Genomic DNA, 22,458 nt, shown 5'->3' on the forward strand with positions numbered 1-22,458 from the left:
TGTTGAACGCCGGCCGGAGAAGGCTCCAGACCGCGAATGCTCTCATCTAAAAGATCGTGAAGAAACGGAGTCGCAGATATGAGTAATATAAACAGGATCAAGGGCAGAATCGCCATACTGACGGGGGGCGGAGACGTTCCGGGCCTTAATCCGGCAATAAGGAGCGTAACGATCAGGGCGATCCGGGAAGGATTCGATGTCATAGGGATAAGGAGAGGCTGGGCGGGGCTGGTCGAGATAGTCCGGGATAAGGACGCCGATAACAGCAAGAATTTCGAGATCCTGACCGAAAACATGGTTAACAGGATTGGCCGTACGGGCGGGACTTTTCTGCACAGTTCAAGGACGCGCCCGAGTCATATCGCAGCCGCAGACGTCCCGCTGCACCTGCAGGATAAATATTCCGAGGAGATGAACGACCTCACGCCCGAAGTGTTGAAAAACCTTGATTACCTGGGAATAGATTACCTGATCCCGATCGGAGGGGATGACACGCTCAGCTACGGCGTAAGGCTTCATCATGAAGGCGTGAAAGTCATTGCGATCCCCAAGACGATGGATAACGATGTCCCCGGGACCGATTACTGTATCGGTTTCAGTACCTGCGTAACCAGGACGATCGAGATGACTCACAGCCTGCGAACTTCAGCGGGATCTCACGAACGGTTTCTCGTGATCGAGGTCTTCGGCAGGTATGCCGGATTCACTGCCCTTCTTCCGACGATGGCCGGGGCGGCAAACCGCTGCGTCATTCCCGAGTATCCATTTAAAATGGAAAGGCTATGCGAACTCCTCGTGGCCGACTGGTTCACAAACCCCAGTCATTATTCCGTCGTTCTCGTCTCCGAGGGAGCGATGCACGAAGGGGGCGAGATGACTTTTTCCGAAGAGGAAAAAGACGCTTACGGCCATAAAAAGCTTGGAGGCAACGGGGATTATATATCGAGGCATCTTAAGGATATCTCGCCGAAATTCAATAACGGCCGGAGGATAAACGTCATCAACCAGAGGCTTGGATATCTCGTACGCTGCGGCAATCCAGACGCGATCGATTCGATAGTTCCGATGGCTTATGGCAACCTCGCGCTTAACCTCGTCCTTGAGGGAGCGTCGGGAAGACTCGTCGCCCTCAAAAACGGAAGATATGACAACGTCCCGATTGAGATCGTAACGAGTTTTAAGAAGGTCGTGGATGTAGACCAGTATTACAACAAGGAGCGCCTGAGACCGTATTATGAAAGTTTCGAGGGCAAACCGCTGTTTATTATGGCAAGCGATTGATCAGATAACAGGTTTTCCGTTATCCCGGCCGTACGCAAATCAGAGATATCTTCTCTCTCTTCTGAAAAGGGATGCTATCAGGTCTTCTGTTCTTTTTTTCTGGCGGCGGGGAAAAGCACATTGTTAAGGATGAGCCTGTAGCCTGGAGACCTCGGATAGAGGTTGAGGTCTGTCGGTGGATCTCCCACAAGATGTTGGTAATCCTCCGGATCATGCCCGCCGAAAAAGGTAAAGGTCCCCTTTCCGAAATTGCCGTGAAGATATCTGACCTCTCCCCGGTCTTTCACCTCGCCAAGAACGAGGACCTTCTTTTTCAGAAGGCTCTTTCTGAAAGATGTCGTCTGCCCCATGAAACCTTTGATGACCGACACGTGATTCTGCACAAGCATCGTCGCTACCGGATCGTACTTTGCCGAAAATTCGAAAAGGGTGAAATAGTCTCTCCCTTCACCTCTTTCGGCCGCCTTTTCCGTCATGTCAATATCAGAGAATTCATAAATGTAGGGGTCCGTTATCAATTCGAAACCCTCAAAAGCGAGACACCGGCCATAATCGAGTTTTTCCTGACAGCCCGGGGTCACCGGGTCATGGTCGTACTCGCGCGGGGCAATATCCACGCCATAGGCGGCAAGAGCGAGATCGATCGTGTCGCACGCTGAACACATCGCGAATACAAAACCGCCAGACCTTATATATTCCCTTATCATCCCGGCAACGGCCTTTTTCTCATCGGAGACTTTGTCGAATCCCAGCGAGATAGCGATCTTCTCAAAGAGGATCTGCTGCTGTATATACCAGTCGGCGTTTCTGAACCCTCTATAGAATTTGCCGTACTGCCCCGTAAAATCCTCGTGATGAAGGTGCAGCCAGTCGTACCTCGACAAAGCGCCGGTAAGGACCTCGCGGTCATAGACTACGTCATAAGGGATCCCGGCGTATTCGAGAGCCATCATGACGGCGTCATCCCAAGGCTGCTTGTTAGGCGGAGCATATATCGCTATAGCGGGAGCTTTTTCCAGAAGGACAATATCCATGTTTTCCTTTTCTATCCTGCCCAATATCGCGGCAACCTCTTCACCGGTAATCCTTTCGAGCAGTATGCCGCGAGCCTGCGCCTCGAGCGATAATCCGGCGAACTCCCTGACGAGAAATGCTCCGCCGCGATAGTTAAGAAGCCATTTGACTTCGACCCCTCTTGAAAGCGCGTACCACGCCAGGCCGTACGCCTTCAGGTGGTTTGTCTGGGCAAGATCCATCGGAACAAGGATCTCGGCCCGCAAGCCGGTCGAGGAAATGATCACAATGGCGGCCAGCGCGACCGCTTTTACCAAGCCGGATCTTTTCATTATCTTCTCCATTTTCCCAGGCTCGCCGGTCCGGATCATCTGCGCGCCTTTTCCTGTCTTTCGACCTTATCTTCAGATTTTTTCAACGCGATGTATTTTTCTCTCACCCTGCTTATAAACGGATATTCGGGATATCTTTCAAGGAGAGCCCCGAAACAGGCCGATGCCGAATCAGGATCGTCCTTTTCCATCATCTGCCCGAGCAATTCAAGGGCCTTCGGCGCGCAATCATCAAGGGGATATTTATCAACGAACCTGGCAAGCTCTTTTTTGGCAAGTCCTCTCTCCGAGCTTCTTTCCAGCATCGACCCCCTGAAGCAGACCGCTCTGGCAAAGAGCACCGAATCGGGATATCTGTTCACGATCGACCTGAGGGTATCGCTGGCGCCCGCGAACTCCCCTTTAAGTCTCATCCTGACCGCCACCGCGTAGATATCGAGGCTTTTTCTGTCGCTGTCTATCGCTTTTCTTGCGATCATCGCGGTTTCCAGGGCGTCATTTGCCCATTCGCTCGCCGGCCAGTTCTGCGCCAGTACCGAGAGCTCCTCTATTGCTTTTTCATAATCTCCCTCGAGAAAATGGAGCATTCCACCTGCGTATCTTCCAAGGGCGGCTATATTCGAGTCCGCGCGCGATGACAGATCGATGAATGCTGCCGCGGTTTCATCACCACCGCCGACGGCCAGCAGTGAAAAAGCTTTTATTCTTTCGCTTTCCCTTATATCCCCGGGAGAATCAAACCTGATGCCGGCCAGCGTCCGCATCGCTTCATGATGGCGGTACAGGCTGCCGCCCAGAAATCGCGCTTTAAGGAGAGCCGCTTTTTTCCTGTAAGAAGCTCCATGCCTGTGATCGATCACCCGATCGAGAAGCGAGAGGATCGAATCTCCTTCGACCGGCGAATACTCCCCCTCCCTGTCATACTGATCCAATCGTGATTCAGCCGCCAGAAGCATTACCTGGGGAACCATCGGTGACTGCGGATATCTATATATGAATCCATTGAGGAATCTTCCGACGAACTCGTTATACTTCTCCGTCGGTGACCTGTCGCCGGCGTTGAAAAGGATCTGCGTAAAATATAAAGCCTCGCTGTCGGTCAGTCCCACATCTTCGATCATCGAACCGGCTTCTTCGTAATCACCATTTTCAACATGAAGCAGCGCGAGGATGATCCTGAAATACCTTCCGTTTTTTTCCGAAACGAGCGAAAGAGAATCTACGGCTGAAAAATGATCTTCCCGGCACCCCGCCCTTCTGAATGAATCGAGAAGGAAATCTATCCTTTCCGACGCCGGATCCTTGTCCGCTTCCAGCAGGGCGAGGCCATCCCTGAAAGCGGAATCATGATATTCCAGAATTGTCTCATACCTGATCAGCTTTCTCAGTGCCTGCTGAAGATATTCAGCGTGTCTGCTCCCTTCGCGCAGGGTCGCTATCGCGTTTTCGAAAAGCCCCTCTGACCATTCAAGGTCCGCGATTATTGAATAATTGACCGGGTTGGAGCTCTTTTCGCCGAGGATACCGTGCCAGACCTCGACTGCTTTTTCCCTTTGTCCCATATCAAGATAGGCTTTCCCGAGCAAGGTGACAAACCCGGTCCTTCCGGGAGTCTTTCCAAGCTCTTCTTCCAGAAGAAAAACGGCTTTTTCCGGCGCGCGTATCTCTATATATGCCCTGGCGAGAAGTTCAGCCAGGTCGTGGAACCCGGGAGCTTTTTCCCGAAGTTCCTCGAGAAGGATTATCGCGTCGTTGAAATTCCCATCCCTGATCAGTTCCCTTGCCCTGGTACGCTCACGGTTTATTGATTTCGCGTCTACCGGCACCATCGCTGCGCGGGATCTTTCCTGCCCCATCCCAACCCGGGGAATCGCCATGAAGACGATGAGAACCAGGATCATATTGATTTTTTCCAGTCTGCTCGTCATCTTCCCGCACCTTCCCTTGCCTTCCTCGAAAGCGCCCTGAAATACGCCTGTATCAATTCCTCATACTCGACAGGTCCCTTTTCCTGCATCCCCTTTCGGATCTTCTCAAGCAAAAGATCGAGGTCATCGCCGGGGCCGTCGATCTCCCCCCCTTTTTCCGCATTGATATTTTCCGCTGTCCTGCTTATACGTTCCCTCTTGTAGTCACGTCTCTTAAGCGATTTATTCGATTCGAGCATCCTGCTGAGGATCCTCTCCTCCCTGTCTATCAGGTCCCGATCAAGCTTTCCGTCTTCAAGGCTCTCAGCGACCTCTTTCATCTCATCACCGATATCGTCGAGCCTTCCGAGGACTTCTCCTGTTCCATAGCTTTCTTTTGATATCTGCCTTAACAATTCCTCCATTTTTCTCTGTTCTGCCGCCATCCTTGACATACGGGCTCTCGATTCAAGGGAAAAACTGTCTTCTCCGCCTCCGGCCATCTCCTTCAACTGCTTGTCGATCGACGTCTGGCCTCTTAACATATTCTCCATTTTCTGCCCGGTGCTTCCACCGCTTCCTCCCGATGCCGAACTGACTTTCAACAGCTCTATCACCGCCCGGTTCAGTCCGGCGGTGACCCGCGTCGATATCCCCGCCGCTTCGCCGAACCTGCGGTCCTGGGTCCGCGCGATGACACTCTCCATATCGATCAGAGCCCCGGAGAGATGGCTGAACGTATCTCTCGAGATCCCCAGCCTCATCCTTGCCGCCTTGAGGATGCCGGCAAGTATCTTTCTGATCGCGTCTCTTATCACCGCTTCTTCTTCAAGCAGATATTCCAGTCTGGCCGGCGCGTTCCTTTCTCCGAGCGCGCCGGAGAACCTTTCGGAGAGTTTCGAGACTTCGACCAGCTCCCAGGCAGCTTTTTCGACAGCTTTTACAGCTTCCGCGTCGACCGCCATATTCATGCTCATCTGGCATCGCCCGAGGCTTGTATAGAGACTGAGCATCTCGCTGATCGTCTTGTTTTCCGTCGATCGCGCTTCATTTCTCCTGTCCGATTCCATCTGGGCTGCCGCCTCCCGCATCAGCGAATCGATTTGAGACTTCTTCAGGTCATCGATCATCTCCCCGGTCGCATTCTCTTTTTCTTCAGCAGCGCTTCTGTCGCTGAACTCTTCAAGATCCTTTTCGAGCCTGTTATATTCCTCGCGCAGCTCATTCTCCTTGACGGCAAGCCTTTCGAGGTCTCCCTTTTCCGTTTCATCTCTCATCTCTTTCTGCCGCTCGATGACATCTTCCATCCTGCGCAGAAGCTCTTCCATCTTCTCTTCTCTCATTATCCTGTTGAGAAGTTCGATCGTCCTGTCGAGTCTCTCCGCCAGATCATCAGCCTGCATGTCGATTTCGTCCATCGCGTCGGAGATCTCATTGTCCGGAATATCGCGCATCATTTTCTGGAATTTTTCCATCGCTTCAAGAAGATCCTCGTTCTCTATCTTTTTAAGGAGATCCTGGATCTCCTCGATTTTTTTGCCTATTTCCATCGAGGTCATCCTGTTTTCCTCGAATTCCCGCAGCGTGTTCTCAAGGCTTCCTGCCGCTTCCTGGATCTTCTCTTTGAGTCTTTCCTGCATTTCGAGAAGTTCTTTGCCTTTTTCCCTGCTTTCCCAATCCATTTTACCTGTTGCTCTGAATTCGTCGGAAAGTTCTTTCATCCTGTCACGTATTTCCCTGCTTTCGTCGACGATCTCGTCAAAGGCCCTGTCTCTGAGTTGTTCCTCCTTCCGCGCCTCGACGTAGAGATCGGCAAGGGAAGGAACGGTCAGCACTCTCGTCTCCGTCCTGGCGTACCCCTGCTGATCCGCTGAGTTGTTATCACGAGCTTCCATATAATAAAGGATCCGGTCTCCGGGAAAGACCCTCTCTCCTTCCAGCGACCATTCATAGTCATTTTCAATCACCCTCGGAGCTTCTCCGGCACCTTTTTTAACGTCTATCGATAAGAACCTGCTGTCCCTGCCTTCTTTCATGAATCTCAGATTCAGTTCCACGATCCCGTAATCGTCCGCAGCCCTGAACAAGACCCGCGTCCTGAGGGAACGGGGGAGGACATCCGGGTCAGGGGGGGAGAATATCTCGACGGCCGGAGGCCTGTCGCTTCTGCAGATAAAAGGATAACTGATCGACGACTCGTTCGACAGCCCCGCGGAATCGATGACCGCGAGAGTCATCGTATCGCTTTTTATAACCTTGAATTCTCCGTAAAATCTTTTTCCCGCGGGTTTAAAATCGATTCTCTCGCCCGAAGAGAACTCCGCCGCGGCCACCATGACAGATTTGCTCACCTCTCCGGAAAGAAGCACTTTCGTTCCGGACAGGACTGATCTCTTTCCGGAAAGAAAAGACAGCGTGTCGGGAACCTTTCCCGTATATGGCGGATATTCCAGGACCGCTTCAACAACATTGATGACAGGCCTGTGCATGACCGCTATATGCCGGCTCGCTGACTTTTCTCCCCCCGCTTTGAAGTAATAATCGACATCTTCCCTTATCTCCCTGAACTGGTAAGTAAACGACCGGAACGTATTCCCGCCTTCCGGGCCGGCAGCAGTCATCGTCTTGAAGCTTTTCCACACACCCGGGACCGTTGAGAATCTTATTTCGACATCTCCCCGTGCCGATCCCATCCTGACCGCCCCGACCGTAACATCCTCTCCGGCAAGTACCGTCTGATCGACTTCCGTGACAATAAGATTATTAGCCGGTGATGAGGCAAAGCTCAGGCCCGGATCGAGTATAGCTCCCGCCAGCTGAGCGGCATCCCTGTTTCCAAATATGACAACGGCCAGCATCATCACACCAAGGACTGATCCGGATATCAGCCACCCCGGCTTTCCCTCGCCTCCGAAGATCTCAAGCGCTGAGACTGTCTCGAGTCTTCTTGCCCCTCTTCTTGCCGTTTCTTTCATAAGATAGGGAGAATAATTCCCGAGTCTTTTTTCTTTTCCCGTAAACTCCAGCGCAGCCGCGAAGAGGCTTCCGTTGCCCGTGCTTCTCCCGATATCTTCAGCGATATATTCGATCGGTCTGAACAGGCGCCACAATCTGAATCCGATATAGATTACAGCTATGATTGTTCCGGCCCAGAAACAGACAAAACCAGCCAGCGGCCAGTACCTCCACTGGCCCAAAACGAAACTGATGCCGAAAAGGAATAAAAACAGCCCCATCTCGGATGAGACGAGAAAGGTAAAAAGACCCCTCATAATGAAGCGTCTGCGCGAGGAAGACAGGGAACGAAGCGCGGAAAGCAGCTCGTTAAAAATATTGTCATTCAGTAAGAGCATAATAGAGAATATTCACCGCCATCCTGATCGCCGCCTCCCTTTTTCCCGGCGGATCCCCATGCACATCAGGATCTTCAAGCCCGTCGCCGATATCACTTTCATATGTATAGAATATCATAAGCCGCTCTCCGTCGAAGACTCCAAGACCCTGTGGAGGCGATCCGTTATGTTCGTGGATCTTGGGAGGGCCATCGAGATGGTAGAAAGAATGATATATGGGATGATCGAGAGATACGGCCACAAGTTCCCTTTCCGGAAAAAGCTCTCTGACCATCGAACGGAAAGATTCATCCATGCCGTAATTGTCATCGGCATAGAGGAACCCTCCGGCAAGAAGATGCCCGCGGAGATTTACAAATTCCTCACGATCCAGTGAGATATTCCCATGACCGGTCATATACAGAAAGGGGAATGAAAATAACCCGGGATCAAGCAGAGAGACGACCGTCTCATTTGCCGCCGTCCTGATACCTGTTCTTTTATTGAACTCTCTCAACAGGTTTGGTATCGACGACGGGTCCCCATACCAGTCCCCGCCCCCTCCATATTTGATCCTGCCTACGCCTGTCCTGGACCTTTCGATATTTATCCGGTCCTCTTTTCCTTCCCCGGCATCATCAGCCGCCTTTTCCGGCCTCTGATATCCCTGGCTCCTCGCCGAGACTGCCGGAAGGATCAGGATCATGAAAAGAAAGAGGTGCGTCGCAATCTTTTTCATCAGTTACTCCAGCGCGGCCGGGATCCTTACTATAGCTTCTACTCCCTGGCCGTCTTTCCTGTTCCTGATAATTATTTCTCCTTCCATCTCCCGGGCGATACTCTCGCATATCGCGAGGCCGAGGCCCGTACCGTTAGTCTTGGTGGAAAAGTACGGTTCGAAAAGTCTTTCCTCTATCTCGCCAGGGAGGCCGCATCCGTTGTCGATCACCGAGATCTCCGTCATTTCCCCGTCGCGGGCGGTACTTATCGAAAGAATGCCGGAACCTTCCATGGCGTCAAGGGCGTTCTCGATAAGATTTACCAGGATCTTGCGCAACCCCTCCCTGTCAGCTTTGACCGCGATTTCTTCAGTATCTTCAAAGCTTATCTCCACTCCCGGAGCTCCTTTATATCCCGATATTATCTTCTGAATGAAATCTCCAGCGACGATCCGCTCAGGACTGAGGTCTATCGACTTTCCAAAGCTGGAGAACTCGGAAGCGATCTTCCTGAGGATCTCCGTCTGCTGTATTACCGTCTCGGCGCCTTCTTCGAAGATCTTCCCGAACTCTTCCCTGTTTCCGCGATATGCTCTCTGCATCAACTGGACAGACAGCTTTATAGGAGTAAGCGGATTTTTCACTTCGTGCGCTATCTGTCTTGCCATCTCGACCCACGCCGATAATTTTTTCGTCTTTATCAGCTCGGTCAGGTCATCGAAGACTACTACCGTTCCGAGACTCTCATTCTCGGCTGAAAGGCTTGTTATCACCGCCTTGATTATCCTCTTGTCTTTTCCGGGAAGGGACAGTTCTTTCTCAACAGTATTTTCGGAGGAACCCGAGAACAGTTCCATGAAAGCCCTGAGGTCCTTCCTCTCCACATCTTCCGGTTTCTTTCCAGCCAGATTCTCCTCTCCCAGGTCGAGCAATCTCGCCGCGGAGGGATTGACAGTAGCTATCCGTCCGTCACGACCGGTAGAGACTACTCCGGTCGCTATATTTTCAAGTATAGCGGAAAGGTATCTCTGTCTTTCCAGCAGATCACGCCTTGCTCCCCTGAGAGCGGTCGTCATCGTGTTGAAGGAATCGACAAGGTCGCCTATTTCGTCCTGCGCTTCCGCCTCGAGCATAAACTCGAGATCGCCCCTGATTATCCTTTTTGTCCCGCCCCTCAGCACGGCTATCGGGTTTATGATCTTTCCGGCAAGAAAGACACCGAGGGTCACCGCAGCAGAAAAAAGAAGCGCCAGAAGCCCAAGGATCAGAGCGTATGATTTCAGTATCTCTTTTCTGACCAGGGCGGTACGGTAAAGCATCGGCACGGAGAGGACTCCGCTGACATCGCCAGAGATCGACGATAACGCCCTGCTCGCCACCTTGTATGAATAATCGCCCAGAGCCTGGTCCCGGACAGTGACCTTGCTTCTTCCAAACCCCGTATCGGCATATACCACGGGAGTGAGAAGCTGGTCGAGGAACCCTCCGGTAAAAAGCTCTCTCTTGCTCGTCGCGTTGATCGCCCCGTTATAATACAGATTGATATTCTGTCCGACTACGCCGGCGATCTTTTCTATAAAACTGTCATCAAGCTTTCTTCTGTAATAAAGATACCCTCCTCGAGACCCCGGAAGGGAAACAGCAATCACCGTCCCGCCGTAGAGGAAGGGATAATTGTACGTGACCGTGACAGCTCCTGTCTCACTCTGCATGATAAGCGACGCTATTTCCTCATTGCCAAAATCTTCAAGGTTCTCATCGAGCAGGATCCCTCCGTCCGCGTCAAAGAGGGTAAACCGCGTTTGCGCAAACCTTGAGATCTCACCTATCCTCGGCTCTCTTGCCCCTGACAGGACATCCCCGAGATAACGGCTTCCAGCAAAAGCCTCGGCTTCGGATCTTATCGAATGCCTGATAAAGGACTCTGCCGATTTTACCGCGGCGACCGCCTCGCGGTCTCCTTCCGCCGTGAACCTGTACCGGATATATCTGCCTGAAAATATCCCCATCAGCAGCACCGGCATTACTGAAACCGCGAGGAACGAAAGAAGAAGCTTCCGCCTGAAACTCAATCTTCCCGAAAATTCAACAGCCGGCGTCAGGCTCCCCAGGACTGGAAGCCTTCTGACTATCATCAGCACTATCAGCGAGATAAGTGTCAAAATAATATCGAGAGAGACGACCATCGCCCATTGCAGCACCCGTTCATTCAGTGCGGCCTCCCTGTACCCCACGAGAAATCCTGTCCCGTCCGCTCCATACCCCGTCAGGCAGCTGTACCTGTCGCCGTCGACTTTCAGCTGGAACCACTCCCCCGTTTTTTCGGAAAGGGTTGTACCCGAAGCAAGAACCGGCGCCGATGAACTTATCACCTTGTCATCACTGATCCTGGCAACGAGAAGATCCTCCGGTTCATCGATCCTCGGGGCAAGTTCTCCGCTCTCCAGATTCTGAAATATCTCCGGCGCCATCGGCCCGGCGCTGACAAGAAGCTCGGGGTTGTCAAAGAAGTAGGGCACCATGATCTGCACATATCCGGCGCTGACACCGCTGATATGGTAAAGCGGAGATGTCCCCGCGAGGAAATAGACCTTTCCCCCTTCCGTCTCCTTTATCATCCTCTTTACACTGGGAACCCTCGAAGCGATCAATGTGTCCGGCAAGGCCCGCATCACTTCATGAGGCATCCCGACGGAAAACCTGGAGAATCTATCTCCTCTCGCGTCGTAGACGTCGAAGACGGATGAGAATCCGAATCTGCTCAGTTCGCTCTCGGCCCAGAGTTCGAACGCCGTAGATTTTTTCCGGGATAGCGCTTTCGCGACTGCCGTGCGGCTTTCGGTGATATTCTCGCAGAGATCGGGGAGCACCACCATCAACCAGTTCCCTTCAGGATCATTGAAACTTTCCAGTTTTTCCATCACCCTTCCCCTTCTAAGCCCCTCATATTCGAGCGATGCCGTCCCGTAGACTACAAGAGACGAGATCAGGACTATGAAGAAGGAAGAAAATATAAGGGAAAGGGCCTCTTCCTTTCTGAGCATCGGAAAGATCCTGATAGAGAGAAAAAACAGCGCCGCGCAGGCTATTGTCGAGGACCAGTGAGGATCGAGGAAAAATATGACGGCTGTCATCGCCACAATACCGGCCGGAAGCCCTTCGGAAAGATTTCCTCCGCCCCAGACCAGAACGACTCTGCTACTGAAGATCGCAGCAATGAAAATACCTGTTATTGAAAACAACATCGCCATGTGGAGCGAAAGGACGGGAACCGTATAAAACTCCGTGTCAAGCCCGAGCAATCTTGGATTGGCGTTCAGAATCACCCTTGCCACGGTCCTTGACGAAAGATAGCTCGCCGCCCCGAGGATCAGAGCAAGCAGGACCGCCTTTACGATTATCCTCCACGGATCGATCCCTCCCCTTTTCTCGATCCTTCTTTCCATGAAGCCTGAGAAATAGGTCCGGAAGACCTTCACGCAGCCAAAAACGAGTATCAGAAAGAAAAGGGAAGTAATAAGATAATCTCCTGTCGTCCTGGTCAGGCCACCGGGCAGATTATCTGCGAATAGAGCTGGATCGAAGAGACTGATCCCGAAAAAGATGCTTGGAATATCCATTCGAAGGAGAATATATCTTATCAGACCAAGAAGGGAGACGAGAAATAACAGGCGCCTGGCAAGATTCCAGATCTCCCGGCGCCCAGCCCTGAGTTTCTTCGCGAAACGCCCGTAGACCCATTTGGCCAGGACAAGGGCGTTCAATATCAGCAGGGCTCCGGCCCATAGCGTCTTCTTTTTCTCCCGGGAATCGATCGCCGCCTGGAAGGTGTCTCCACTTATGTTCAACATCGCCAGTTTCTGACCTGTCCGGGAATTGACGACCCCGAAGATCCTTATCTTACCGTTTTCCTCCTCAATGACTCTCGGTCTGTTCCCGGCAGGCATGGCTTTCTTCTGTTGTATCCCGGAAGGATCGTTTCCCTCCCAGAACCTGTATTCGATCTCGCAGTGATATTGTCCCGACAGGACCTCGCCAAGTCCTGTGCTCCTGAGAAACCGGTTGCTAATGCGGTAGTTGACTTCCAGCGGAAGATCTACTACTACCCTGCCGCCCCCGATCGGGGCTTCATGTACCAGCAGCGTGTAGAGCTGCGTCGTGCTGGTAAAAATCGCCTCTTCAGCGCTTCCCGATCTTACATTACCATGATAACGGGGCACTCCGCCCCAGGCGATACGCCGGCCGTTCGCCGTGATCACCTGTATCCCCATTTCCCTGAAAGGCCTCTGTCCCCGCCCTTCGGCGACGGCAAGGGAATCGAGAGAGAGGACCAGAAGCGATAACTTTTCCCCTTCTATCTTGTCGAGATCCTTCCCTGCAACAAGCCCCGCCGCCATTCTGGCGCTTGAAATCGCTTTTTTTTCAGCCTTGAGTAACGCGGCCTCCGCCCTTTCGTATATTTCCAGGAGCCTCTCCGTCTCCTTTTTTCCTGCTCCTTTCTGATCCCTGTGAAACGGCATCGCCAGGATCACGATAAGCAACAGGAGCAAAAGAGGGATCAAAGGAACCGGCTCTATCGTTCTTGAGGGTGAAAGGATCTTTCTTTTTCCACTCTCCGGCGCCTCGGGCTGTCTCTCTACGATCTCGTCAAGATTTCTGGGATACCACCGGGATGATAGTTCCCCGCCGGGCGAGGATCCCGCCTGCTGCCTGCCGGGATGCGGCAGAAAAAGAAATATTATGAATCCAGCGTTGAGGAGCAGAAGGACAAGCCAGACCGGAGCCTTTATACTTATCCTTCCCGCCGAGATAAAAGCGATGAAAAAAACAAGCGCCACTATAAGAAATACCCAGAGCGCCGCTTGAAATATCTTTCTTTCCTTCTCTATATGCACAGGTCAAATCTCCAGGATCGATATCGACGGTCAGCGTGAAGTCTTGATCTCGGTCATCACCCAATCGTCCCCTTCTTTGCAGAGCGTAATATATACCTTATCCTGAAAGACCCTGTCACTGCGAATGTTTTTATAGCTTCTATAGGCGACGGCAAAGACTTTTCTGCCTGGCTTATCGACATTGTGATATTTAACGAATTCGAATTTCATCTGGGAATATTCCCTGAAGATCTTTTTAAGCAGATAGAAGACCTGCGAGCTGCTGTAATATCCGCTTTTCGGCCCCATCTCTCCCATCACTATATAAACCTTGCCGTCACCTACGAGACCGGCCAGATATCTCGCGTCCGATTTTCGCCACGCCCCCTCGATCCTTCTGAAGATCATCGCGGGGGAGATACTCTCTTTAAGCACGAGCGTGTCGACGCGGGCTTTTCCGGTTCGCTGAGCCAGAGCTTCCCCCCCCGGCAGATCAATAAAGGGAAGAAGCACCGCGAGCGACAGGTATATCAGGAACCTTTTCAAATCGACCTTTCTGGTCAGGGCATGGTAATACTGTCAGCCTAATATGTAATGGCAAGGCATGTGCCAGCAGTTTGATTTGAAAAATAACGAGTTACAACGATTTTCAGGGCTATGGTGTCCTGTTTTTTAGAATGGTGTCCTTAAAAGCGTACACCGGATGGTCATCGCCAGCTCTTAAATATAAAGATCCCGAGACAGACCAGCCCCAGGGCGAACTTTACAAAATAGGCTAGCAACTTGCCCAGAAAAGCAAAAAATCCTGTCCTCAGAGCCTGATCAAGGGAGTTGTAATAGATATATTCGCATATCACCGCACCCGCGAAGGCCCCGATCAGAGCAAATACCACGCTTCCCACTACAGGTATCACCGCCGTCCCGCCTATCGCTCCGGCTATCCCACCCAGAAAAGCGCCGAGGACTCCCCATTTCGTCGCCCCCTTACCGGCCACGACAACGACCCCGAGAGTCGCTTCGATTATCTCACCCACCACCAGCAGAGCGGCCATGACGATCAACGATACCCACCCGATCGATGATATTCCCGCCACCAGTGAGAAAATCACGATAGATACGAACATCGCCCATCCGCCTGGAAGGCCGACGAAAATCAGAAGATTGAGGATAAAGAGAAATATATACAGCAGGACCAGCCCGCCGCTCTGAAGTACAGCTCCCATTCGGACGCATCCTCACTGTAAGGTCAAGCCGCCAGATCACAGGTGATGTCAGACTCTGGCTTTCATACGAGCCGTTATCCTGTTCTGCCATTCTATCAGGACGGGGCTGGCAACGAAGATCGACGAATATGTTCCCACCACAATACCTACGAGCAGGGCGAAAGCGAAATCATGGATCACTTCCCCTCCGTAAAAATAGAGGAAAAGCACGACTATCAGAGTAGTAAGTGATGTTATGATCGTTCGCCCGAGAGATTCGTTGATAGAGATATTTATCATCTTCTCGTACGATTCGCGCCTTCTCAAGCTGAAATTCTCCCTGATCCTGTCGAAGACCACGATCGTGTCGTTCAGGGAATATCCGACGATAGTCATCAGCGCCGCCACGATCACAAGCGATATATCTTTTCCCAGAAGAGAGAATATACCGAGCGTGATGATAACGTCATGAGCAAGAGCGATTATCGCGCCAATGGCGAATTTGAATTCGAACCTCCAGCTGATATATACGAGGATACCGAACATCGAGATGATGATAGCCGCCCATGCCCGGTTTTTAAGCTCTTCTCCGATCTTCGGTCCGACCGTCTCGGTACGCCTGATCTCGATCTCCCTTTCAGGGAATCTTTCAAGGATAGCAGATTTGAGAGCTTCGGCCGCCTTTGATTCGATACCCAGATACGGGAGGCTGAAAGCGATCCTGTCCTCCGACTCTTTTGTCACTTCGACAAAACCGACGCCGTTCGCCCTGACGCCGTCCTTAAGCGCTTCCATTTCAGGGATCGTAGCCGCTTCGACGACGATGAGGTTACCGCCCTCGTAGTCCCGGGAAAAATCAGGTGGCATCTCTTTGGCGGACACTACAGCCCATCCCGCCTCCGGGGCGGTCATTACAAGAGCTTCGAGGAGTTTTTCCGCCGCCATCTCAGTCTCGCTTATTTTCGCGATCGTTATCAGGTATTCGTTCCGTTCGCCGAACTCCTGGATGTCCCCATCACCGTATCCCGCTTCTTCCACCACAGCCCTGAGATCGGAAACAGGCACCGCCTCATCAAACCTGAGCTGTATCAGGGTCCCCCCCTCGAAATCGATGCTCAGATCGGGGCCCCCTTTGATAACGAGAGAGACGAGGCCCGCCAGGATAAGAACAAGAGAGATGATGAAAGCCTTGTTCCTGAAATCCACAAAATTAACGTGTGTTTCGCCAAAAAACTGCATTTTTTCTCCTCTTCAGGTAGCTCTCTAGATGCTGAGCTTTTTCATCTTTCCGTTCCTGGTCCACATATCGAATAAAAGCCGGCTGAATATCAGCGCGGAGAACATACTTCCAATTATACCTATGCTGAGCGTAGTCGCGAATCCCTTGATCGGCCCCGTACCAAACTGCCACAATACGACGGCTGTGATCAGGGTCGTGAGGTTCGCGTCTACAATAGTCGTAAAGGCCCTGTCATAGCCGGCATCTATCGCCGAACGTACCGTCTTTTCTTTCCTCAGTTCCTCGCGGATCCTTTCAAAGATCAGCACATTCGCGTCAATTGCCATTCCTATCGTAAGGATGATCCCGGCGATCCCTGGCAGCGTGAGGGCAGCTCCAAGATAGGCCAGGAGCCCGAACAGTATCAGAAGGTTGAAGATCAGAGCGAGGGAGGCGATCAGCCCGGATAATTTATAGTATACGATCATAAACAATACGACCAGCGCCAACCCGAGAAGCGCCGCGCGAAGTCCCATCATGATCGAGTCGGATCCGAGGCTCGGGCCTACTGTTCTTTCTTCCCTCGGAATCAGATCGGCAGGGAGCGCTCCCGCCCTGAGGACGACGGAGAGATCCCTTGCTTCAACGTCGGTGAAGGTCCCCTCTATGACTCCGCGTCCGTCAGGGATCTTCGATCTTATCACGGGGTATGATTTTATTTTTCCATCAAGGATTATCGCGGTGAACCTGTTAATATTCTTCCCCGTGAATCTCGACAGCTCTCTAGCTCCGGCCCGATTAAACTGGAACCTGATCAGGAGCCTGTTGGGGCTGTTCGGATCGGATGCCGGTACGGCGTTCTGCAGGTTCTTCCCCGAGACCATCTCGTCACGGGCTACCAGGAAAAGGAATTTGCCTCTTCCTCCTTCGGGAAGATCGGCCCATTCATCAAGCCAGAGGAAATCTGAATCCTCGGGGATCACTTTCTGCGCTTCAGCGCTCGCGAGTAATTTTCTTACCCTTGGCACGTTACTTTCATGGACGACAAGCCAGTCCTTGTAGAAAGTCATAAGAAGGGAAGAGAACGGTTTGTCGCTTTCCGCCGCCTGAAGCGGTATCTCCGGGAGGATATCCGTCTGGGGAATCGGAAGGCCGAGCGAATCTACCGCAAAGGAATCAGGTCCCGCCTCTATTTCCCGGGTCATTCCGGCATCGTCCCCCGCTTTGAGCGGATCCGCGCCTATCGAAGTCTGCACCGGATCTTCCTGCTGCTCCGATCCCGAATCGGGCATATCCTTCAGGACCTCGTCGAGCCGCCTTACTATATCAGCGACAAGAGTCCTCTGACGCACCAGCCTCCACTCGAGCATCGCTGTCTGACCGATAAGTCTTCTCGCCCTGGCGGGATCCTGGAGCCCCGGCAACTGGACGATTATCCTTTTAGATCCCTCTCTTTTAATATCCGGTTCGGAGACACCGAACTGATCGACGCGGTTTCTTATTACTTCCAACGCCCTGTCGACGACATCGACCCTTTCATCATCGCTGAGTTTCGAGTCATCGACTTCGAGGACCAGGTGCATTCCTCCACTCAGGTCCAGCCCGCGCTTGATCGTCTTACTCTCAAGCTTGTCATATTCTTCGGGCTTCTCGATCGCCATCTGCTGCCTCTCTTCCGGACTCATCATCACGAGTCGGAAGGTCGGCAACAGGAACCATAGAGCACCCATAAGGACTATAAGTACCAGAATTGTCTTGTATCTCAGACTCTTGCTCACGTTTCCTCGCTTTATTACGGCCCTGGACCGGTCATAGTATCTTTTTCGACTACCTTTGTTCGTATCCCGCCATCGGGACACACTCGCCCATTATCGAGTAGAGAACTTAAATTATAACAATTAGGCCTTCCCAGTCAAAGAGAAAATATCGCGTTCGACGCATATCTGCATATCCTCCCGGAAGAGCGCGGAGACCCTGTTTAGAATATCCGGCGGCGGCAGATGGAAACTCTTTGAATAAATGACTGTTTTACTGTGTAATATATATCAGGAAATAAACCGATCGTGTATTGAAGGAGGGTATTAATGAAGGGACTGAAATTCACTTGCCCGAAATGTTCAAACTCAGGGTATGATATAAGCGAATTTCGCGCTACAGGGGGTTTTCTCACGAAGATCTTCGATATCCAGACTAAAAAATTCACTACCGTCACCTGTACGCGCTGCCAGTATACAGAGATATACCGCGCCGACAGCAGCATGCTCGGAAATATCTTCGATTTCTTTACCGACTAGCTTTCTTGATTGTTCTTTCGGGCAGGTCCCGGCGAGGCCCCCCGGAGCGAGATGTTGTACCGTGGCATATTCAGACCTAGCAGAACCCGAGTATCTTGGCGACAGCCCTTGAAAACTGGGTCAGGCCGAACGGTTTCTGGATGAATCCGTTCATCCCCTCATCGAGGAGTTTCTGCGCCCTCTCGTCCAGTATAAACCCGCTGGAAAGGATCGTCTTTACATCGGGATCTATCTCCTTGACCTTCCTGAAGAACTCCGCGCCGTCCATCCCGGGCATAACCAAATCTATGATCACAAGGTCTATTTCATCATGGTTGTCCTTGAAATATCCGATCGCCTCCTGGCAGTCCTGAAATATATTCACTTCATAACCGAGTTTTAGAAGCATGCCGCGTGTGACTTTCAGGACGATCTCCTCATCATCGACAACAACGATCCGGCCCCTGCCTGTCAACGGGATTATCGTTTTCGTTTCGCGTGCGTCCGAGGTGGCATTCTCGTCAACCGGAAGCAGGACCCTGAACGTCGCGCCCATTCCTTCCTCGCTTTCGACGCTTATGCTTCCTCCATGATTGACAAGAATCCCGTATACCATCGCAAGGCCCATACCTGTACCGTCTCGCTTCTGCTTCGTCGTGAAGAAAGGATCAAAGACCCGGGCCTGGATCTGTTTCGGTATCCCGTATCCCGTATCCTCCACCTCGATCACTAGATATCTTCCCGGTCCACCGGCTCCGTTCGCTTCGGCAGCACTTTTATCGAGATCGACATTCCCCGTCCTGACAAGCAGTTTTCCTCCCGATGCCATGGCGTCCCTGGCGTTCAGCGACAGGTTCAGGATCACCTGTTCAAGCTGAGTCGGATCGCCCGAAACGATCATGTGCTCCGCTTCGAATCTCATTTCCACCCTTATATTCCTGTCGAGGGTCTTTTCCATCATCGAGAGAACGTCATTTATCACTCTCTGCATATCGACCGGCTGGACAAAATGTTTCCCCTCCCTTGCGAACCCGACGAGCTGCGAAGTCAGTCTCGAAGCCCGTTCCGCCGATTTTTCTATGACCTCGACCGCCTTGAGGACCTCTTTATCATCGTGCCTGTCCATCTTGAGCATATTGGAATAACCGAGTATTCCTGTCAGAAGATTGTTAAATCCGTGCGCTATCCCCCCCGCCAGCGTTCCGATCGATTCCATCTTCTGCATCTGGAGGACTCTCTCCTCGAGCATCTTCTTCTGCGTTATATCGGAAAAAATCGCCAGGACCACTCTTTTCCCGTCTTGTTCTATCGCCGACACATGAACATTGAGAGTCCTCGAATCGGTTCTGCCCGATGGTATTATCTCAAGCTCGAAGAGGTCTTTCAGATCAGATTCCCGTATTTCTTTTATTTTTTTCCGGATGAGAGGGAGATGCCGTTTGAGAGGAAGTACAGATCCAATGTCATTTCCAATGTATTCTTTCCAGCCGACCCCGACAAGGTCCGCGGCCGCCCTGTTCGAGTCGATAAGCGTACCGTCAAACCCTATGATCGTGATTCCGTAAGGCGAGGATTCGAAAAGGTTCCTGTATTTTTCCTCGGAAAGCCCGAGCGCCCTTTCGACCTCATGCCGGTCAAGCGATTCCCTTTCGAGCTCAACCGCTTTTTCCGACAGCGCCATCCTGTTCTTTCTGGCTTTCCTGACATATACGAGACTGATCGCCGCGAAGACGAGGGTAAGAAGCGAGTATAGCAGATGCCTGACTTTGCTGTACCTGTAACCTTTTTCACTTCCCATCGTCATGTACCGTTCGATCGACTGGTGCAGGACTGACTCTGTGTCGTATATCATCTCCTTTATATGCCTGTCGAAGGTGTCCTGGAACTCTTCCGGCGCATCTTTCCTCAGAGCGACCCTCACCTCGATCGGGGAAAGTACGATAGCAGTCTCCTCGAGATCCTCCGCCTGCCAGTAGATCTTTCCAAAGACCCTGTCGACGACTCCCGCGTCAGCCTCATTCGATTCTACTTTTCTAAAGACTTCAAAATAATCCCGGCAGACGACAAAACTGCAATTCAATCCGAAATCGCTCGCCCTGGCGATCATATTCCTTGCGTATATATCATCTTCCTGTACGGCGATCACCCTGTGATCGAGATCGACCATCGATTTGATATCCGAACCCCTCTTCACATATATCCTCGCCCAGGTTATCAGCAGCGTCTCGGATGTGAATCTCAGGAGAGATTCCCTCTTCTTGTCGTAGGCGATCGCCAGCAGGATATCTATTTCTCCGGTTATTATCTTTTCGTACACTTCCGGCCAGGAACCAAGCACATATTCGATCTGCCACTTTTCCCTCGATGCTATCTCTTCGAGTATCTCAACGCAGATACCATGGGTCTTTCCACCGGAATCAACGAAGACATAAGGCTCGTTCTGGTAGATCCCTACCCTGTAACTTTCCTGCCGGGAAAATCCATTTGCCGAGAGAAGCAGAACGAAGATAGCGCCTGAAAGAAATGCGCGCCGGAAATTACTTTTCGTCAATTTTTTCGCCTGATGAATAAATATCCTCATTTTAAACAAAGCGGGGTCGCGCGCGATTCTACTGAAACGGGCATTTTCCGTCAAGAATATTTTACCTTCCAAAACATCCCTGCCTCCTGACAAAAAAGGATGTAACCTCCCTCATCGTTCTGCGTATAATAGAGGTGTTTAAAAATAAGCCGATATATGCGCCGCCTCGCGCGAGAAAGGCCCTCACGATGAAACGTCTGTTTATGCTTTTTATAATAATCGTCCTGTCATTGCCGCCTGTTCGCGCCAGATCGATCGAGATCGAGCGAAGAACAGACGACGATGATCACCACGGGGAAAGAAAAAGCCTTGATCTGGCGATAAACGGCTACGGTATCAGTTTCGGCAACTCGAAACGGATGAAGGGGATCAGGCTGAATTTCAGGGATTCGTATGTCGATGAGGTGACCGGAATAAACCTTACGCTGTGGAAACCGGGGGACAATCCCGACGCGACGATCCGAGGCCTCGCGGCAGGCCTGTACGGACCTTCCGCGTGCGACCTGGAGGCTGTCTCGATAGGACTGATCTCGATAGAGGCTGAATGCTCGATCTCCGGAATATCGATAGGAGGATTTTCCACTGTCAGCGGTGGCCCGATAAACGGCATTTCGATAAGCGGTCTCGCTACCGTGGCAAAAGAGGATGTGAACGGGATCACCGTCAGCGGGCTCTCTACCGTGACCGGCGGAAATCTCACGGGGATAAGTGTGGGTGGTCTGGCCAACGTCGTTGACGGAAATCTGGACGGGATCTCTCTCGGCGGCCTGGCAAATGTCGTCGACGGTAATATCACGGGGATATCTGCCGGCGGCCTCGCAAATGTCTGCGACGGAAACAGCTCCGGGATAACCCTCGGCGGATTCGCCAACGTCACTGAATCGAATATAGATGGGATCGCTGTGGGAGGGCTTTCCAACGTGAGCGGAGGAAACACTTCGGGGATAACGATCGGTGGGCTGGCGAACGTCGCGGGAGGGTCCGTCTCGGGGATATCGATCGGCGGACTGGCTAATGTCGCCGGTAATGAATCGGCAGGGATCACTATCGGCGGGCTGGCAAATGTGTGCGGATCGACCCAGAGCGGGCTGAGCGTCGCCGGGCTGGCAAATGTCGCCGGAGGGAAACTTGAGGGGATCGCGCTATCCGGGATAGCCAATGTCGCGGGAGACGGCCTGAACGGGATCTCGGTAAGCGGGCTTTTTACCGGCTCCGAGGAAAATATCACCGGGATCCATCTCTCCGGCGGAGCTTTAGTGACCGACTCTGATTTCTTCGGGATCGGCCTGGGCGTAATAGGTGGATTCACGACCGAATCGAGCGATTCGGACGATGAATATTTCGGATCCGATATCGAACTTTTCGGATTCAGAGCGAGGAACGCCGGTCTCCTGGTGATCCACGGCATCGACATAGATATCGACGAAAGGCTGATCGGCCTCGGCATGGGGGGGATCGACATCCGCGCGGGAGAAATATCCGGCTGCGCCATTTCGGGGATCTTCACACGGGCTGAACGCCTTAGCGGGTTTTCGGCAAGCTGCGTGAATATGGTCGAGGGGCCACAGACAGGGCTCACCATCGGGCTGGTCAACTTTGCCGAAAAGCTCCAGGGCTTTCAGATAGGCCTTCTCAATATCGCCAAAAACAACCCCGGCGGATTCAGGATACTTCCCCTGATCAACGCGCATTTCGAATGATCCCGGGCGATCAGACCGATCCAG

General features: G+C 52.1%; 13 protein-coding genes. 3 read left to right on the forward strand and 10 right to left on the reverse strand.

What is annotated here, in order from left to right; translation table 11 throughout:
- Positions 1–78 precede the first annotated feature (78 nt).
- On the forward strand, positions 79–1,281 hold the full coding sequence (locus JW814_04695) for an ATP-dependent 6-phosphofructokinase (GenBank protein MBN2070736.1): 1,203 nt from the start codon (positions 79–81) through the stop codon (positions 1,279–1,281).
- Positions 1,282–1,358: 77 nt separating this feature from the next.
- Here the strand turns inward: JW814_04695 and JW814_04700 are convergent, their stop codons facing one another.
- The 9 genes from JW814_04700 to secD form a co-directional block, all read right to left on the reverse strand.
- On the reverse strand, positions 1,359–2,594 hold the full coding sequence (locus JW814_04700) for an asparagine synthetase B (protein ID MBN2070737.1): 1,236 nt from the start codon (positions 2,592–2,594) through the stop codon (positions 1,359–1,361).
- Positions 2,595–2,662: 68 nt separating this feature from the next.
- Complete coding sequence (locus tag JW814_04705) at positions 2,663–4,555, reverse strand: tetratricopeptide repeat protein (GenBank protein ID MBN2070738.1); 1,893 nt, start codon at positions 4,553–4,555, stop codon at positions 2,663–2,665.
- Complete coding sequence (locus JW814_04710) at positions 4,552–7,806, reverse strand: hypothetical protein (GenBank protein MBN2070739.1); 3,255 nt, start codon at positions 7,804–7,806, stop codon at positions 4,552–4,554. The genes JW814_04705 and JW814_04710 overlap by 4 nt, the downstream gene beginning before the upstream one ends.
- Before the next feature lie 64 nt (positions 7,807–7,870).
- Positions 7,871–8,605, reverse strand: a complete 735-nt coding sequence (locus JW814_04715; GenBank protein MBN2070740.1) for a DUF4159 domain-containing protein — start codon at positions 8,603–8,605, stop codon at positions 7,871–7,873.
- 3 nt (positions 8,606–8,608) lie between these two features.
- Positions 8,609–13,480 carry a PAS domain S-box protein gene (locus JW814_04720; protein MBN2070741.1) on the reverse strand — a complete coding sequence of 1,624 codons (4,872 nt, stop codon included), beginning with the start codon at positions 13,478–13,480 and terminating at the stop codon, positions 8,609–8,611.
- Between the two features lie 30 nt (positions 13,481–13,510).
- A complete protein-coding gene (locus tag JW814_04725; protein ID MBN2070742.1) occupies positions 13,511–14,005 on the reverse strand; it encodes a hypothetical protein in 495 nt (164 codons plus the stop codon).
- Between the two features lie 161 nt (positions 14,006–14,166).
- Positions 14,167–14,682, reverse strand: a complete 516-nt coding sequence (locus JW814_04730; GenBank protein ID MBN2070743.1) for a DUF456 domain-containing protein — start codon at positions 14,680–14,682, stop codon at positions 14,167–14,169.
- A gap of 48 nt (positions 14,683–14,730) precedes the next feature.
- The gene (gene secF, locus JW814_04735; protein MBN2070744.1) at positions 14,731–15,900 is read right to left on the reverse strand and encodes a protein translocase subunit SecF; all 1,170 of its coding nucleotides are present in this window, start codon (positions 15,898–15,900) and stop codon (positions 14,731–14,733) included.
- Between the two features lie 24 nt (positions 15,901–15,924).
- The gene (gene secD, locus JW814_04740; protein MBN2070745.1) at positions 15,925–17,658 is read right to left on the reverse strand and encodes a protein translocase subunit SecD; all 1,734 of its coding nucleotides are present in this window, start codon (positions 17,656–17,658) and stop codon (positions 15,925–15,927) included.
- 306 nt (positions 17,659–17,964) lie between these two features.
- Between secD and JW814_04745 the strand changes: the two genes are divergently transcribed.
- A complete protein-coding gene (locus JW814_04745) occupies positions 17,965–18,174 on the forward strand; it encodes a zinc ribbon domain-containing protein (protein MBN2070746.1) in 210 nt (69 codons plus the stop codon).
- Between the two features lie 76 nt (positions 18,175–18,250).
- Here the strand turns inward: JW814_04745 and JW814_04750 are convergent, their stop codons facing one another.
- Entirely contained in the window at positions 18,251–20,806 is a 2,556-nt protein-coding gene (locus tag JW814_04750) for a transporter substrate-binding domain-containing protein (GenBank protein ID MBN2070747.1), read from the reverse strand.
- A 116-nt stretch (positions 20,807–20,922) separates the two neighbouring features.
- Here JW814_04750 and JW814_04755 point away from each other — a divergent pair, with 116 nt between their 5' ends.
- A complete protein-coding gene (locus tag JW814_04755; GenBank protein MBN2070748.1) occupies positions 20,923–22,434 on the forward strand; it encodes a hypothetical protein in 1,512 nt (503 codons plus the stop codon).
- Positions 22,435–22,458: the final 24 nt, after the last annotated feature.

The organism is Candidatus Krumholzibacteriota bacterium (assembly GCA_016932415.1).
Taxonomy (GTDB): Bacteria; Krumholzibacteriota; Krumholzibacteriia; order Krumholzibacteriales; family Krumholzibacteriaceae; genus Krumholzibacterium.